We start from the raw sequence: 16,705 nt of genomic DNA on the forward strand, positions 1-16,705 counted from the left end.
ATGCAGGAGGAAATTCTCCTCCTGCACCACGATCTTCGCTTAAAGCCTTAAGAAGTTTGGTATTTGCCACTACCAATATCGCTATCCCACTTTTGGAAAGCCGCTACGAGCTGGTCAGTTTTCAATGGCAGCTCGATTTTGATGTTTTTAATGAGCGTGTCGTATTCTGGGCGACCGTACTGTTGCATGACTTGTTGGCTGCTAGCTGGTGCCAGAGAGATTGGCACGTTCTTTACTGCTGGGCCGGGATAGAAGTATCCAGAATCGTAGTTATATGCCTGCTGATCTGGTCGAAGCATCCAGGCCATCACGTCCAGCATGACATTCTGGCGTGCCTGATCCAGCCCCTTGGGCATCATCATAAAGGCCGCATCGGCCACAAAGGTCGTGTCCTTAAGGACAAAAGTTTTGTCTCCCGCGGGGACCTGTTGGAGGAAGCGAGGATTAATATCCCATCCCAGGGTACTGGCGATGATTGAGGCTTCACCAGTGCTAAGGGCTTTCATTGTGTCTCCGGTTCGTGTTGGATACGCATCGATAGCGGAGCCTGCATCTTTCAGGAATGACCATGTTTTGTCCCAGCCATGTATTGGGTCCTTGGGGTCTTTGTCACCTAACAGATAGGGCAGGCCCATCAACATTGTTCGTCCAGGTCCAGAGTTTGAGGGACGCGCATAGAGGAACTGGTGTGGGTGGGCTTTAATCCAGGCTTGTAGCTCTTCAATGGTTGTGGGGGGATTGGACACCTTAGCTGGATTATACTCGAAGACGGGGCCGCTTGGTGTGTAGGTAAAAACCAGGCCGTAACCCTGAGCCAGGTCGTTATAAGCCTTTGCCGCAGGCAGATAGTTTGCGTCGAGATTAGGGAATTTGTCGTTATGAGCCGGTGTCAGTTGTTCGACTAGCCCCTGTTGAATAGTGCTCGCGACAGCATCATAGCCAGTAATGATAAGTGTATCCTGGATGTTACCGGCATTTTCTTCGGCCTTGAGCTTGCCAGGAAGTTGGGGGGCTTGAATGCGTGCAGGATAGACGACCTTTGATACCTTGTCAGGATGAGCCTTCTGGTAGGCGTCGAGCATGGGTTTTACTTGCGCGGTATATCCTCCGGCATCGACTACCTGTAATATGATGGGGTGGTTGGTATTGGGCGATCCTCCAGTTCCGCTGCATCCAGCAAGCAGAAAGGCCATGCCTAGAAATACGATACGGAGAACTGGCGACCTTAGCGGGTTCTTCACCATTTGCACTGTGTACCTCTTCCTTGATAAGTACTATTCTGACGACAAGTCACCGTAGTTTGACGCGAATTGCCATAAGTGCGCTTGATCGCACTACCCGATATAACTCCTCTGTCATGCGGTAGTGTGTAAATATACCTGCCGGGGAAGTACTGATCTTTCTTGCGACACACCTTCCTTGTTAATGCCAGCTAGCTACCAGAAAAAGATGAAAATATTTCACTACTTTTCAGAAGGTAGCATATGATTACCCCTTCTGTCAAGGCGCACTTTCAGTGATTTCACCTTTGGCCTTGTAAAGCCTGCGCATACCAGTGTCAGAAAAAAAAGAACAAATCTCCCTAATTATGAGCTCGTAAATGCAGATTCTTCCTCAGTTTTAGCGCAAATGTGTTGTTTGCGCTCCCGGGTCTTACTCAATGGAAGGTGAAAATGAATGTAATATTTTCATGAAATTGAAGAGGGCGAAGATCCCAGAGAGAAATGGTGTATGGAGTTGGAGCTAGTTGTTGGCTTAAGGCACACAAGGGGCGGTAGACTCCCGTACGATCAAGGGGCTTTCCATGAGTGTGTAGCCGCTGCTCGGTGCATTCCGCCCTTCAATGAGCAGTCGAAGCATCTGCATGGCTAGTTGCCCCATACGATACTTTGGCTGGTCGATAGTGGTGAGAGGTGGGTTGGAGTGAGCCGCCATCGCGATACCGTCGCAACCAACGACCGAAATGTCGTCGGGGACACGTAGTCCGTATGTGCGAATAGCATGGAGAGCGCCTAATGCCATAATATCGTTGTAAGCTATCACAGCGGTAGGTTGCTCAGCACGAGGGCGCGAGAGGAGTGAGCTCATCGCCTGAAATCCTCCTTCAACGTTAGGAAAACTGGTGGGGCACCATTCAAGCTGCAATGTCCGATTCCTCTCGCGAAGTGCCATTTCGATACCTCGCCTTCTGGCTAAAGAAGGGCTGGCGAGACTGTTGCCTGCTAGATACGCTATGCGTGTATGATTGAGCCTGAGTAGATGTTGTGTCGAGCGATACGCTGCGTTTTCAAAATCGATGAGGATGCAAGGAATTTCGGGATGATTAAGATTTTTATTAATGATCACGAGGGGGATCTTGCTCTGCTCATAGAGCGTAACCAGGGCGCTACTCTCAATACGCGAAGCACAGACAATAATTCCATCTACCTGGCGTTCAATGAGTGTCGTGAGTGCCTGAGCCTCTCTTTGCGGGTCTTCTGACGTGTTACAAAGGAGCATGGTCAATCCATTCGTGCCTGCCTCATCTTCGACCCCGCGTACAATTTCAGGAAAAAAAGGATTAAGAATATCGCTAATAACCAGGGCGATAGTGCGCTGCTCTTTTCTAGGTTGTGGCCGTACGCCACCGGTTGGCTTATAGCCTAATTCGGCAACGACCGCTAACACGCGCGCGCGCGTGCCTTCGTTGACCGGTCCCGTATTATTCAATACGCGCGAGACTGTCGTTGGAGAGACACCAGCAGTGCGCGCTACATCGATGAGTTTTGTTGTGGTCATATATTATGTTGTACCTATCGTTTTTCATGAAAATGATAATATGAATTTCTGCTTTTGTCAACCTGGCATGAGATGATGATTTCGCCAATGAAGATCAAAACAATTTTTGACGTGATCAATGACCTTTGCATACCGGCCTGAATCGTTTGTTCATTAGGACCTTCAATATGTATATTGACTGCCTTCTATGGTGCTGCTATAGTTCGTTTAGCGTTTATATTTTATATGTGAGCCATATAGAGGCATTGCACTCATAGATGGAAAGCATCCACCTCACTAGAAACGCAAAAAATGCTTTATTTATCTTTTTGGCAGCGAAAGGATGTGTTTTATGGCGCAGGACTCATTCGAACTCGACACTTTTATTGAGGTGCCACCTGAAAAGGTGAAGAGTTTCCTCTCTACACTGAGTAACCATACCCAGATTCACCCGCTTATTGTTAATATCGCATATGAGAAAACAACGAAGGCGGCTGATGGTTCGCGTATTGATCATTATAAGATTCGTGATCGTATGAAGCAGGGTCCCTTTATGACCACCTTTACCTATAGCGTAGAGATGAGCATCAATGCTCGAGGCGAGATCGTCTACGATGCGCACCAATCTCCAGGCATCTATTTGCACAATGTTACTATCTGTCTCCCTGAGGGAAATGGCACGCGAATACAAGAGCGTGTTGAAATTACGGCACCGAGCTTGCTTATCAAAACGGTTTATAAGCAAGGTTTAGCATCGCATAAAGAGATGTTCGCGAAGCTCAAAGCACTACTGGAGGGTTCACCTATTCCCAGCAAGTAGAAAATAGAGTTTTGTCGCGTATTCCCTTTAGTCATGGCAGTGAAAGGAGGCTAGCTTATGACGCACCCTACCAATACCGAGACTCGGACAAGTATGCCATTGCGTGAAACCCCTGCGCCACCAGTACCTCGAACAAACTGGTGGTTGCGGATGACAAGTACTGGTTGGGATTTACCCCAGGAAACAATTGAGCAACGTGAGAACGTTCGCCGCAGTCGCCTGACTTCCTGGATTTTGTTGGGTATGCTTGTCACTCTTGTGGCCTTCATTCCCGCTACCTTTACGGACAGAGCCTCAGCTTTTGCCGTCCTCTTTGCTCTTGCAGGTGTGCTGGTCGCGATACTATGCAATCGTGGGGGCCTGGTCACTGTAGCGGGAACTATTCTAGTGATACTATCGTGTTTGGCAGTCATCGGTGTTGTTCTAGGTTCAACGGATGGCAAAATCCACCTGGTTTATTTGCCCGCGTACGATGTTCTGGTTATCTCTGTCATTCTTGGTGCTTCTATTCTCCCACGCGGTGCAGCGTTTATCATTGCGGGTGTGAATGTTGTCCTTATTTATGGCGATCTGATGTTGCAGCCCTGGTCCACTGATCTTCACCAGGCTCTATCTCAATACAGCATGGCTGTTATCGCTGGGCGTCCGGTAGCGATTCAGATTATGACAGCCGTTATCGCCTTTCTCTGGGTACGTGGCATGGATCAAGCAGTGCGACGCGCTGATCGGGCAGAGGAATTGCGAACTATTGAGCAGCGCTTTAGTATGGCTGAGACTGAACGCAAAGCACGGGTGGAAGAGTTTGTGCAGGAGGTCATCAATGCTTTGCGTTTATTGGCAAATGGCCAGGAAGGGCTCATCATTTTATCTTCGGACCATCCACTACATCAGCAAGGGATGTTCATCAACAACCAGTTGAGGCAGTTCTATCGTCTCAAGCAAGGCGGCGCTACAAATGAGCAGACAGCTTATGCTGCTAAATTGCTTTTAACAATGCTACAGCGTATCAACACTGGCCAGAGTATGGTCAATGGGCTTGATCCTCAGCTCTTCATGACCCAGGTACCCGTTATTGATGAGATTTCCTGGCACCTCTACTACATGCTCCAGGGAAAGCATGCTCCTATGCTGTCACCCCGTTCGCCAGCGCAGGATGGTCGGTTTTGAGCTAGGGAAGGAAAGGGAATGACATCCTGCTCCGATTATTGGATACATATGTACGCATACATATGTATCCAATTTCGTTGTTGCACTGGTTCAAATAGCATTGTCGCCCAGCATTCCCCAACTAAGCGTAGCGCGAGGTACACTCTAGCGGTAGCTTTGTCAGAAGTTGCTGTACTGTTTCCACAAGAGGAGAGGTCGTTGTGAGAAGGATATGTGTAACCCATGGTTCCAATGCAGACTCAAAGGGCTCCCAGTGTGCTGCTTGTACGGCGTACAAATCTGGACGACCATCTGAGGCCTGAACAGCTTCAGGGGACGCTTCATGGTTGGTCCCATCGAAATGGCTTTGCCAGCGACCATGGAGCCGCGCCAGTGCGACCTCTGGCGGGCAGACACACTCGATAAAAACGATCCTGGCTCCCAATGGCATCGCTGCACGCGCCAATACCTGTCGTTCCTCTCGACGTGAAAAGCTGGCATCAAGGATCACCGATTGCCCCTGCTCCAGATATAGTAGCGCGCGTTGCGCGAGAGCAGCATACGTTTTCCTGTTCCAGGAGGGGGTATAGGTTCCTTTGCCATAATGTTCCGCCTGATGCATAGCGGGCGACTGCTGCGTGAGTTGTTTACGGATGACATCCGAGGAGAACAAGGGAAAGGAGAGATGCTGTTGCAATGCTTGGGCAAGTGTGCTCTTCCCGCTACCCATGAGCCCGCCTATGCAGAGTAGCAGCGGGTGGTGCGTGTCGCTGTTTGTGGTGCGAACGGCGAAGGCGAAGAGGTCAGAGGCCTCCTGAATAGCTTGCCTGCTCTGATTAGTTTCGATCTCGGGATCATCGAGGAGGAATGCGGTCACCTTGCCGCGTACGCAAGCTCGGTAACAGATATAAAAAGGGAGAAGTGTGTAGAGATCGGTATCCCCGGTCTCCGCGATATAGACCTGGAGGAAGTTCATTGCGAGGTCATGGTGCTGTGCCATCTCCAGCTCCATCACCAAAAACGCGACTTCACTGGCGACATCTCCGTAGCGAAATCGCTCGTTGAACTCTATGCGATCAAGCAGGAGGATATGTCGAGTGGGGGAATGGTTGGTAGTGAGCAATACATAGACATGCTGCAAACGCAGATCCCCGTGACAATCACGGATGCGTCCTTGTAACAGACGCCGCGTGAAGAGTGGGCCATGCGCCTGCAAGAACTGAGCGACGTAGCGGCGCAGTGCGTCATAGGCTTCTCGTTCTAACACACGACCGATATAGGGTTGGATCTGGCGAAAATTTTCTTCCCAGTTCTGCTGTATTGTCTGCGCGTCACCAAAGGTGATGATAGAGGCATTCGTAGGGGTTGCCATATGAAAATGTGCAATCGTCTGCGCGACCTCGCGCATCATTTCAGGGGTGACCTGACCCGCCTGAATGAGGGAGGCGAGTGTCGCATCTTCGGGCAAGCGCCGCATCACGACCGCGTAGTCAATGACGATCCCCTCTTGATAGTGTGTCCCAGCTTCAGGCAACTCATCGCTCGCGATGACTGGGCCTATGCGGAAGTGTTCTCCTGAGCATCGAAGAATAGGGGCCACTCCAAGATAAACATTCGGGGCCAGCGACGCATTTAACAGGACCTCTTGCAGGCAGAAGTAGCGGCGGCGTGAAGGTGTCGTGTAGTTACAGAAGCCAAAGTCTCGCGGCTTTTTTATCTTGTACACGTACTGCGGCGTGAGCAACACCACTGAGAGATGGGTCTGCTTCTCACTGATCTCCTGCGTCCCATCACAGGAAAAGTCCTTTTCCTCTCGTAGAGCACGCAGCATGGACAGAAAAAGATTTTCTTGCTGCATATCTTGTTCTGAATGAGACATAACGCTCCTCTGCTTCAGGAAAGAATTATCTTCACAAGAATATCCTATGAACATTACAAAACTATCACCAGTGCTTTGCGAGTATTCACAATGTCTTCACGCTTCTATTCTATAATGAGTGGCAACAATGAGTGGCAACACGAAAAATTAAATGAGTAAGCTGAGAAAGATGGATTCCGGTCGCAAATATTTGAATATCGCGACCGATTACCTGGTGTTCGCGGCGGTAGGTGTGGGCTATCATCAAACGGCACCGCTTTTAAAGCGACATAATTGCTAAACATGTGACATATCCAGGGTAAAGAGACAAAGTAAGAAGAAGAGGTGCGATATCTCCTCTCTCACGCACATATCTATATTTTGTGGAGTTTGGCCATCTTTGTAGGAGTATCTCTATGTACTGGGACATTGATCCTTATCACACGCTCGTTGAATTTTCCGTGAAACACCTGATGATTAATGTTGTCAAAGGACGATTTAACGAGGTACAGGGAAGTATTTATCTGGATACCCAGGAACCAGAAAATTCTTGGGTCAAGGCATCGGTCAACACGGCCAGCCTCTCAACGGGTACTGAGCAGAGAGATATACACCTGCGCTCTGCTGATTTCTTTGACGTCGAACAATATCCTACAATTACCTTTGAGAGCACACGGGTCAGGCGCACTACGTCCAAAAGCTGTGTTATCGTTGGTAATCTCATCCTACATGGCATTACGCGTACTGTCAGCTTTCAAACTGATTTCAATGGTTACGCACGCGATCCTTTTAGCGATGGCTGGCGACTTGGCCTCCTCTCAGTTGCTACCATCGACCGGCGCATGTTTGGTATGCACTTCAACCAGGTCTTGGACATGGGCATCTCTCTTGTCGGCTACGACACGCGCATTGAGCTCTGCATAGAAGCCGTCAAGAAGCCTTCATGAAAACAACTAAGGTTGCTGTTCCACTTGGGCAGGTGTGGTATTTTTGTCTCGCTTTTTACGTTGGGCTGACGGATAATAGCCAAAGAACTCGGTGAATACTTTGGTGAAGTGTCGCACACTGTAGTAGCCTACCTGTTCGGCAACCTGTTGGACTTGCAAAGAAGGATTGTTAAGCAGTTCTTTCGCTTTGAACATGCGAACTTTTGTTACATACCTTACAAAGGTCATTCCTGTTTTCTTATGAAAGAGGGTGCTCAAATAGTTTGGTGATACTCCTAACTTTACAGCGATCTGAGCGATGCTAATGTTGGCATGATATTCCTGCTCAATAGTCGCTATGACCCACTCAACCAGGCCAACAGCTTCCTTGTGAGATTGAGTATGTAAGAGATGTTCTCCACAGTCCTTCAAGATCTGATACCAGTCGGCAAGGTCTTGTTGAGGGGAAATCTGGCAGGGAAGCATCTGACTGAGGAACTCCGCAACACTTTTCTTTACGCCGTAGTCAATGGCACGCTCTTCTGCACACGCTTTCATGAAGCGGTCAAGCGTGCTCATGTAGTTTACATACATGCTTTGCCTGTAGTAATCGGTCAAGGTATTAACCAGCTTACTTATAGCGAGAAAACGTGGAGTATCTGCATAGGGTAAGAGGTCGCGTTGCTGGATTTTCTTGCCAATCCCGTAAATCACTCGCAAGTTAGAAAATTGTTGTAGCCAGTTGAACTGATAGAACAAATCTTTGTAGGATGGACAAACACTTGTTTGTAGCAGCGTCACGTCAAAACCGGTATCTGGAGGACGATATACAGTTTGCTCAATCTGGTACAGGCAGTTCAGGCAATGCTGCATCCCCTGATCGGCATCTTCTGATCCCCAAGTGCCAATTAAGGCTATTTCACCATTAGAGAGCACAAAGACCGTCATTTTGAACTCAGGAGTCACCATTTCGTCAATGATAGACTGCACGGTCTGGAGCAGAGAATCCTGGCGCCTGGCCTTCTCTATCGCTGATAAGGTCGTGTCAATACAAAATATGGTGCCAATGAAGCATGCATGTTGCAGGAGGTCATCCTGTTCTTCCTGCGATAGAGGACTAACACCATGATAGATAGCCGTGAGATCCATAGCGAATTGTTTATTGCGATCGAGCAGGTGCTGTCTCTGTTCTCTTGTGACCTTTGTTATGATTGTGTGTATCTCTGCCGGATCAATTGGTTTAAGGAGATAGTCGGAGACCCCTATACGTAACGCGTCATGGGCATGCTGGAACTCCGAAAAGCCTGTGAGGATAAACCAGCGCGTCTGCGGTGAGAGAAGTTTGGCCTGTTTGATAGCCTCCAAACCATTCAGCCTGGGCATTCTAATATCTACGAACGCAAGAAGGGGCTTGTGGAGACGAGCCAGATCGACCAGCTCTTCGCCATTGATAGCTTCTTTCATAGCTTCTAGGGGAAGACCTGCTTCTTGTAATATGCTTTTTAAGCTCATCCGTGCCAGGTGTTCATCGTCAGCAATGAGAATATTCATGTCCTTACCGCCTCGCCTCTGGGAATTTTAATAGCTACGCGTGTTCCTTGACCCACTTGGCTGTTGATCGTTAGAGAGGCTGCCGCAAAAGCCATTTTCAGGCGCTCGCGTACATTGTTCAGGCCAAGTCCACACCGTTCACGCTGTGCAGCCGTAGAGAAACCTACTCCATCATCTTCAATCAGGATGTGTATCATGGGTTGCCCGGTCTCTTCATCTAACAACGAGGTCGCACAGACATTCAGGTGACATGGACGGTCCGAGGGTTCGATACCATGAATCATGGCATTCTCGACCAGGGGTTGTAAAAGAACCTTGGGGAGTATAAAGTCTGCTAGCCCATCTTCACATTGCAGGTGATAGGTCAATCTACCCTGAAAGCGAAGTGCCTGAAGCTCACAGTAACGCTTTACGAACAGAAACTCTTCCTTGAGCATGACTTGCTCATCACTATTGAGCACATAGCGCAGCAGGCCACTGAGTGCGATAATGGCGCTCTCCAGCGTTTTTCTCTCACCTAAACGGTTGAGGCCAATAAAGCCATTGAGGGTATTGTAAAGAAAGTGCGGTTGTATTTGCGCCTGGAGCGCATGATATTCGGCATTGCGTTGATTTAATGTCGCGACGTATTCGCGTTCAATGAGTGTATTCAAGCGCGCAACCATCGTGTTAAAGGCATTCCCTAGCTGCGCGATTTCATCTTCTCCATCAGTGACAAAGCGCGTGTGCAGATTTCCTTCTTGCACCTGCATCATGGCAATAATCATATGTTGAAAAGGCGTGATAATCCAGCGCGAGAGAAAGAAAAATACAAGAAGGGTAATGCAGACCGCGCCGATGGCAAAGCCAATCCCTGTGATATACAGCCAGCGCAATTTCGCGATTATTTCTGCTTGTGAGAGTAATATCACGACTTTCCACTGCGCTGAGGCCGTAGACTGGATAACTGGGATGTAATTATCAGTGGCACCCTGGGCACCTGGATCTCTGCGGGCTATTGCGTTTTCCACATTCGTAGAGAGTGGCTGACTGGAGTAAAGAAGTTTTCCGTTTGTACCAAATATGGCGATGATCGAACTGACATTCAGTTTGATGCCGTTGACAATATCATGTAATACCACTGTGTCAGCGTCCGCCATTATAACAGCCAGGGGAAGCCCGGAATCGGGGTCCTTGATCAGCCGCGCGACGGAAAAAACCTGCGTCGCGGTGGACGTTAGCAGATAATCCTGCGAATGTGGATTCACAAAGACAATGTCTCCGTCGGCTTGGATGGCTTTTCGATACCACTCCTGTTTTGTAAATGGATACCTGGGAACGGGACTGGAGGAGGGATATTTGGACGCCACAAAAACAGAACCATCAAGTGGCAAAATAATGGTATTTAAGATGTCTTTTCTGGTAATGCGCAGGTAATTAGGAAGGGTGCTATATAGGGCCTGGTCCGCGATGAGCTGCTGGTAAGGTGTCGCGTGTGCATACTCGTTGCTCGCCTTGAGTTTAAGCGCATACATCACCTCGCTATTGAGATAAGGGGTCAGGGTCAGGCGGTCTAAGTCATCGAGGTAGGTATCAATGTTGCGCGATACTGCTGTCAATGTAGCGGTAGTCAAGGTTTGCGTATCTTGGGTGATGACCCCCTCGGTATAGCTGGGCATCGCAAAAACAATAACGACCAGGGGTATAACAGTCGTCAACAGATACAAGACTGACAGCTTCATCCGCAATGATTTTGTGAACTTCATCGCCTCTTCCTTGCAAACGATGTTCAGCCAATTCACAGGACTTCTCGCCACTACATGACTCTTCAGGTATGGACGTGTGGGTAGGAATGCCGTGAGCAAGAATATATCTGAAGTAGTTACCCCAATGAAGAGAAATGAGCGCGCATATCGTAGTTTTACAGCATACACAAACACAATAATACAGATTAATCTTTTATCAGGTCCTGAAGTGAATGGTAGCTGATCGTTTATCTGTTGTCAAGAAGCAAGCGGCCAGTAATAGAGGTGGCTATTATACAAAGCTCTTAAGGCACTTCAACGTTATTGTACATTTTTCTGGAGAGTACATCTGCTGGCGTATCCAGTATTTCCTGGAGCCAGGTGCAGTGGTTTATATGGGCTGTCCAGGCTCGTTGAGCTTACTCTCCAGGGAAAGAACAGGAGAGGCATTTATGCGGCGTCGCACATTACAAGCCATGATGGCAGGTTTTTGTCTTCTGCTCTGTTTATTGAGTGCTTGTGGTTCAGGTGGCGGTGGCTCTAATGGAGGCACTGTTACGCTGACGCTGGAGACAAACGTAACAGATGCTGAAGCGCAGGCAATTGAAACGCTTACGCAAAAATTTACCCAACTGCACCCTACTATTAAAGTTGACGTGACCGCGCCAGGGGCGGACTATGAAAATATTATGAAGGTGAAGATGGCCTCAAAGCATCTACCAGACATATTTTCGACGCATGGATGGGCAAAGATTCGCTATGGGAACTTCCTGGCTGATCTGCGCGATAGGCCATGGGCTAGCCATTTGAGCCCAACCATCAAGGATAACATTACTGATTCCAGCGGAAAGGTCTATGTCCTACCAATCGATGAGGACAAATCGGGCCTAATGTTTAACTCCGACGTTTTAAAGCAATACGGGATTGCCATCCCTGAGACCTATGATGAACTTGTCACAGCCTGTCAGACGATCAATGAGAAGAGTCACGGGCAGGTGACGCCAATGCATATCGGCGGTGCGGATTCATGGCCATTAGGAAACTACTTCGACTATTTTTCAACGTCACTCCTTATCAGCCCACAGAAGAACTACACAACAGATCTACTCAATGGCACCTTCGATTGGTCGCATTATACGCCGCTCGCACAGGATTTTCTGGATCTGCAGAAAAAGGGGTGTTTGAATAAAGATGTGCTGACCGCGAAGTACAGTGATTCGGCACAAGCTCTGGCGCAGGGAAAAGCGGCCTTTGGCTTCTATGGCTCGTACATTGTTGATGAGGCAAAGAAGGTGAACCCCAATGTCCATCTTGGACTGATGCCTATTCCCGCCATGGTTGCGGGAGATCAACCAAGTTTTGCCGGTGGTGAAAGAACAACTCTAGGGATATGGAAAGACTCTCCTCACCTGCAAGAAGCCAAGCAGTTACTGGACTTCATGGCACAGCCTGAGAATATCAAGTATCTCGCGAAAACTGGCGAGGCACCGGCAGGACTGCAAGGCATTCAGGTGGATCTTGGTGAAATGACTCAATACTATCAAAAATACAGTTCGACGCCTGTGTATCCATACTTTGATCGCGTCTACTTGCCGAATGGGATGTGGGACCCGCTCTGTAAGAATGCACAGAATATGCTGGCGGGGGCAATCACGCCCAGCCAATATTCCGCGAATTTGAAACAAGAGTATGACCGGCTTAAAGGGTCTCATTAGTTGAGATTCTGAAGCCAAACATGCTCACCTCCAAATATTCACATCTACGTTGGCTTGCTGTGCTCCTCGCGCGTCTCTGGCGCTCCAGGGATCAGGATGCTGGTGGTTGGGCTTGCAACTTCACCACCGGCATCCTGATCCTTGGGAGGGAGGGGCGCGCAGAGAGCTTTCCAGATAGGAAAGCTCGCGGACAACAATTTGGGATGACGCATGTATCACACGGCTTCTAGTAGTGAGGAGTTAACAGTGCGTTTTCAGGCTCAACTGCGACTGGCAAAACCGCGATTATTAACACAAGCTCACAAGGGGAAAAAACGAAAGACCTGGTTGGTTAACCTCATGTATGTGCCCGCGCTCATCCTGTTAGCGGTATTTATTTTCTATCCCTTTTTACAGGGCATTCGTCTCTCCTTTACCAACTGGGATGGCTATTCTGATGAGATGCAGTGGGTAGGTTGGTTGCAATTTCGTCGCATACTGACTGATGCAGACATTCTCCATACGATTGTGAATACCCTGATTTATGGGCTGGGTAGCACCCTGCTACAAAATATTTTTGGCCTGGCTTATGCACTGTTTTTAGACCGCAAAGTGCGCGGACAGGGAATTGTCCGCACCATCATATACCTTCCAATTATCATTAGCCCACTGATTATGGGGTACATTGGCTACTTTTTCTTCCAATATGACGGTGGTGCTGTCAATGACATTCTGAAAATATTTGGCAATCCTCCACGCGACTGGTTGAGTAATGGCACGCTCGCTGTTTGGATCATCACTTTTGTCAATTCCTATCAATACGTTGGGATTGCCATGCTGATTTACCTCGCTGGGCTACAAGCTATCCCCAAGGAGTATTTAGAAGCTGCCGCGCTCGATGGAGCTTCCTCATTTGGTCGTTTCAAAGATGTGACGCTACCTCTTCTCATGCCTTCGGTAACTATTAGCATTGTTTACAACATTATAGGTGGCTTAAAACTATTTGACATCATTGTTGCCTTGACCCAAGGTGGACCAGGCTATGCTTCGCAGTCTCTCTCAACCATGATGTACAATCTCTACTTTGCGCGCCAGGATGCTGGGTACGCAGCAACAATGGGGATCGTGATGTTTCTTCTCATCAGCATTATCAGCATCTTCTCATTACGCTCTCTCAGAGGAAAGGAAGTGCAGCTATGACGAAAAAGATCTCTCTGGGGGCGCTTACGGTCTTTATTGGCCTGATACATAGTATTCCCTTTTTTATTCTAGTCAATATTGCCTTTAAGTCGCCGAATGATACCAGTTCGAAGTGGATAACCCCCACTTACTGGTTCTTCGACAATTTTGTCAATGCCTGGCAAAGTGCGCACCTGGATCAAGCGCTACTCAATACCTCTCTCATTACAGTTGTATCGGTGATCCTGGTCGTACTTATTGGCGCCGCGGCTGCCTATCCACTGGCACGCTTCCCAAGCCGCTGGAATAACTTCGTCTATACGCTCTGCATTGCGTCTATGATTGTCCCCGGCCTCACCATCCTGGTGAGCCTGTACAAGCTCCTGGTGGATATCAACGGAATCGATACCTACTGGGCAATTATCCTTGTTCAGGTCACGTTCTTCTTGCCGCTCACTATATTCCTCTATACCGGTTTCCTGCGCACGATACCGCGGGAATTAGATGAGGCCGCGCTTATTGATGGGTGCAATAGCTTTACCGTTTTCTTTCACGTGCTGCTCCCCCTCTTAAAGCCTGTGACGGCAACGGTGATTATTCTGGCTGGGCTTGCCATCTGGAACGATTACCAGTTCTCTGTATTTTTCCTTCAGAAACCAGAGGTACAAACCTTTCCTGTGGCCCTGGCGGCTTTCTTCTCTCAGTACCATAATAATGTCAACTGGGCGGCTGCGGGTTGCCTGATAAGTATGTTGCCAGCGGTATTCCTCTTCCTATTCTTGCAACGGTATTTCATCAGGGGGTTGACGGATGGTGTGCTGAAATAGCCGCTATAGCCACAATTTCTATCCTAAGAGCGGAAACGGACATATTGGTGAGATATCCTCCTTGTGGAAAACGACGGGAACCTCGCCAGGACCGACACGCCGGTCCTGGCGAGGTTCCCAACCACAGATGTTTCCTTCGGCACATAACGATCTTTAGAGTCTCTATCCAGGAAGCTTGGCTGCCAGGATATCAACCTTCTCCATGACCAGTGACCCTTCGACAAACTGTTCGGAAGCTCTCGCCTGCAACTGCGCCGCACGGGCATTGAAGTGTGCGAGCCTTCCTTCTTCGTCGGGGAAGGCATCGAAGACGCCGAACGTCGAGGGTCCCAGGCGGATCGCGAACCAGGCGGTCGTTGCTGGCTCCTCCTGGATTGCTGCCAACGCTTCTTTGAGGGCGCGCTCGACATCCGCCTCTTTTCCGGGCTTTGCCTCATATCGAATGAGAAACCCTACAGTCACCATGTTATATCTCCTTTTTCTCTTGCATTTGCACTAGGTGTCTGAAATCCCACATGAACGTGAGCTTGTCTTTCTCGCAAGAACAGCTCTCGCTCATTGGTAGGTGAAGCTTCTGCTGGTCCTCTTGGAGAGAGCCTCTTCCAGGCAGTCACGCGCATTGGGCCATTTTCTGCTCACAGGGAAGAGTATACTAGGGGAAATGTGTTGTACCAAGTGTAAAACTACACCTGGATTGGCAAGAGATCGTCCCGCCTGTTTGTGGATCGGGTCTCTCCCAGTTCCAACAGCAGGAGAGAGGTATGATGAACATCGAACCTGACGCTTCTCACACGCCAGATGTGCTGCGTGATGTCCTTGGCGAGGGTGCAACTAATTCATTTGCAGAAGTCGAGCATTGAGAGATTTGGTTCGATTGAGCGCAAATCCATGGATAAGGAGATCAAAACCTATGAAAGGAGATGCTGATTTGTTGTATCAGACCCTCCTGCAAGAGATAATCGAAGAGGCATCTGGGCAGGAAGAGATCATTGGCATCCTGCTCACTGGCTCCGTCGCGAGAGGTGATGCCTTGCCGGGAGCCGATCTTGACCTACGCTTCATTCTTACTCCAGGTGCCAGGCGCGCGTTTCATAGAGGGCTGCGCCAGGGGGTTCTGGTTGAACAGGAATATGCTGATGCGGCAGGAACTCAGTACAAACTCGAAACGAACCCAATGGAAGTCTATGCCTATCTAGATGGTTGTATCCTCTTTGATCCGCAGGGAATCCTTGCGCTCCTGAAAGAACAGGCGCAAAGACGTTTTGAGACCTACCGGATCTCTGAACAAGAGCGGGAGAAAATCACCTCCTGGCTAGAGGCTGCTCGCTTCAAAATACGTGTAGCTGAGAGAGGGGGTCATCTGTTGAAAGCAGCTTTCGTGGCTGGGACAGTTTCTTGGCAGGTTATCGAGGGGCTATGGGCTGCAAATAACAGGCCTCTTCCACCTAACGGATCAATCTGGGCGCACCTCGAGGATTTATCACAAGGACCTCCTGATGTCGAAGAGCGGCTAAAACAATTCTTTTGTGGGGAAACTAAGCAGCGTGTGGAGGTTGCTCTAGAGCTTCTTGACTGGATTTTGCTGTACTTGGATAGTGAGGGAAAAACTTCTCTTCCGCTTGAGCCAGGGGTGCAAGATTGATTGGTACAATCAATCTTGCATTTGAGTATGCAGATACCCTCAAGCTGATCAATCAACTGCGGTGAGTACTTCAACCATAAAGCCGCCTGGTGCTTGCACATAAAAATTCCAGGCATACTTTCCTCCAGGCATAGCGTGACTCCGCTGTGGTGGTTTTATCTCAAACCCACCATCTTTCAACTGGTGATAGATCGTGTTGACCTGTTCTGCATTCTCCTGAACAAAGCCGATATGAAACGAGTTGGGATAGTTTACCTGACCAGCTTTTGTCAAGGTAAAAATCAGGTTGTCGTCGTCGGTGAGCACCGTTAACATCTGATTGTCGGCTAGTGTACGTAACCCAAAGTATGTTTCGAGAAAGTGGGTTGCTGCTGAGGTATCGGTAACGGTCAAATTGATATGGTTCAATTTCATAGGAAGCTCCTTTTATCTGGAGAAATAAATCTCCATTGGCTAAATGTCAACCATTTTTCTGCGCGTTCTCTCAGGAGAGGCATGGCGAGGGTGACTATTTCCATAATCATCATATCTAAAGAGGGTTGAACCGTTCTTTTTGGGACAGCTTTCCAGAAAGCTGTCCC

16 protein-coding genes are annotated in these 16,705 nt (G+C 48.7%); 8 read left to right on the top strand and 8 right to left on the bottom strand.

Annotated elements, in window-relative coordinates; all coding sequences use genetic code 11:
* Positions 1-47: 47 nt before the first annotated feature.
* Positions 48-1,244: an ABC transporter substrate-binding protein gene (locus tag KTE_RS22070; RefSeq protein WP_236600681.1), complete on the bottom strand. Its 1,197-nt coding sequence runs from the start codon at positions 1,242-1,244 to the stop codon at positions 48-50.
* Between the two features lie 511 nt (positions 1,245-1,755).
* Positions 1,756-2,778 carry a LacI family DNA-binding transcriptional regulator gene (locus KTE_RS22075; RefSeq protein ID WP_201384699.1) on the bottom strand — a complete coding sequence of 341 codons (1,023 nt, stop codon included), beginning with the start codon at positions 2,776-2,778 and terminating at the stop codon, positions 1,756-1,758.
* A 331-nt stretch (positions 2,779-3,109) separates the two neighbouring features.
* Here KTE_RS22075 and KTE_RS22080 point away from each other — a divergent pair, with 331 nt between their 5' ends.
* Together KTE_RS22080 and KTE_RS22085 are read left to right on the top strand one after the other, a co-directional pair.
* Complete coding sequence (locus tag KTE_RS22080; protein ID WP_201384701.1) at positions 3,110-3,577, top strand: SRPBCC family protein; 468 nt, start codon at positions 3,110-3,112, stop codon at positions 3,575-3,577.
* A gap of 57 nt (positions 3,578-3,634) precedes the next feature.
* Positions 3,635-4,744 (top strand): hypothetical protein, encoded by a 1,110-nt coding sequence (locus KTE_RS22085; protein WP_201384703.1) that lies wholly within the window; start codon positions 3,635-3,637, stop codon positions 4,742-4,744.
* 121 nt (positions 4,745-4,865) lie between these two features.
* Here KTE_RS22085 and KTE_RS22090 read toward each other — a convergent pair whose 3' ends face one another.
* On the bottom strand, positions 4,866-6,602 hold the full coding sequence (locus tag KTE_RS22090; RefSeq protein WP_201384705.1) for an AAA family ATPase: 1,737 nt from the start codon (positions 6,600-6,602) through the stop codon (positions 4,866-4,868).
* A gap of 151 nt (positions 6,603-6,753) precedes the next feature.
* On the opposite strand from KTE_RS22090, the gene KTE_RS48925 reads away from it, so the two are divergent.
* Positions 6,754-6,882 carry a hypothetical protein gene (locus KTE_RS48925; protein ID WP_255552922.1) on the top strand — a complete coding sequence of 43 codons (129 nt, stop codon included), beginning with the start codon at positions 6,754-6,756 and terminating at the stop codon, positions 6,880-6,882.
* A 115-nt stretch (positions 6,883-6,997) separates the two neighbouring features.
* On the top strand, positions 6,998-7,528 hold the full coding sequence (locus KTE_RS22095; protein WP_201384707.1) for a YceI family protein: 531 nt from the start codon (positions 6,998-7,000) through the stop codon (positions 7,526-7,528).
* Between the two features lie 6 nt (positions 7,529-7,534).
* Here KTE_RS22095 and KTE_RS22100 read toward each other — a convergent pair whose 3' ends face one another.
* Together KTE_RS22100 and KTE_RS22105 are read right to left on the bottom strand one after the other, a co-directional pair.
* Positions 7,535-9,058 (bottom strand): response regulator, encoded by a 1,524-nt coding sequence (locus tag KTE_RS22100; protein ID WP_201384709.1) that lies wholly within the window; start codon positions 9,056-9,058, stop codon positions 7,535-7,537.
* Positions 9,055-10,803: a sensor histidine kinase gene (locus tag KTE_RS22105; RefSeq protein ID WP_201384711.1), complete on the bottom strand. Its 1,749-nt coding sequence runs from the start codon at positions 10,801-10,803 to the stop codon at positions 9,055-9,057. The genes KTE_RS22100 and KTE_RS22105 overlap by 4 nt, the downstream gene beginning before the upstream one ends.
* Before the next feature lie 212 nt (positions 10,804-11,015).
* Here KTE_RS22105 and KTE_RS22110 point away from each other — a divergent pair, with 212 nt between their 5' ends.
* Positions 11,016-12,497 carry an ABC transporter substrate-binding protein gene (locus KTE_RS22110; RefSeq protein ID WP_201384719.1) on the top strand — a complete coding sequence of 494 codons (1,482 nt, stop codon included), beginning with the start codon at positions 11,016-11,018 and terminating at the stop codon, positions 12,495-12,497.
* Positions 12,498-12,541: 44 nt separating this feature from the next.
* Here the strand turns inward: KTE_RS22110 and KTE_RS22115 are convergent, their stop codons facing one another.
* Entirely contained in the window at positions 12,542-12,709 is a 168-nt protein-coding gene (locus KTE_RS22115) for a hypothetical protein (protein WP_201384721.1), read from the bottom strand.
* Between the two features lie 34 nt (positions 12,710-12,743).
* On the opposite strand from KTE_RS22115, the gene KTE_RS22120 reads away from it, so the two are divergent.
* Both KTE_RS22120 and KTE_RS22125 read left to right on the top strand, forming a co-directional pair.
* Positions 12,744-13,676 (top strand): carbohydrate ABC transporter permease, encoded by a 933-nt coding sequence (locus KTE_RS22120; RefSeq protein ID WP_201384723.1) that lies wholly within the window; start codon positions 12,744-12,746, stop codon positions 13,674-13,676.
* The gene (locus tag KTE_RS22125; protein ID WP_201368786.1) at positions 13,673-14,482 is read left to right on the top strand and encodes a carbohydrate ABC transporter permease; all 810 of its coding nucleotides are present in this window, start codon (positions 13,673-13,675) and stop codon (positions 14,480-14,482) included. Before KTE_RS22120 ends, KTE_RS22125 begins: the two co-directional genes overlap by 4 nt.
* A 162-nt stretch (positions 14,483-14,644) precedes the next feature.
* Here the strand turns inward: KTE_RS22125 and KTE_RS22130 are convergent, their stop codons facing one another.
* Positions 14,645-14,947, bottom strand: a complete 303-nt coding sequence (locus KTE_RS22130) for a putative quinol monooxygenase (RefSeq protein ID WP_007909757.1) — start codon at positions 14,945-14,947, stop codon at positions 14,645-14,647.
* Between the two features lie 445 nt (positions 14,948-15,392).
* On the opposite strand from KTE_RS22130, the gene KTE_RS22135 reads away from it, so the two are divergent.
* Complete coding sequence (locus tag KTE_RS22135; protein ID WP_201384725.1) at positions 15,393-16,124, top strand: nucleotidyltransferase domain-containing protein; 732 nt, start codon at positions 15,393-15,395, stop codon at positions 16,122-16,124.
* A 48-nt stretch (positions 16,125-16,172) separates the two neighbouring features.
* On the opposite strand, the gene KTE_RS22140 is transcribed toward KTE_RS22135, so the two are convergent.
* Positions 16,173-16,538 carry a VOC family protein gene (locus KTE_RS22140; protein WP_201384727.1) on the bottom strand — a complete coding sequence of 122 codons (366 nt, stop codon included), beginning with the start codon at positions 16,536-16,538 and terminating at the stop codon, positions 16,173-16,175.
* Positions 16,539-16,705: the final 167 nt, after the last annotated feature.

Source organism: Ktedonobacter sp. SOSP1-85 (assembly GCF_016587415.1).
In the GTDB taxonomy this organism is placed as follows: domain Bacteria; phylum Chloroflexota; class Ktedonobacteria; order Ktedonobacterales; family Ktedonobacteraceae; genus Ktedonobacter.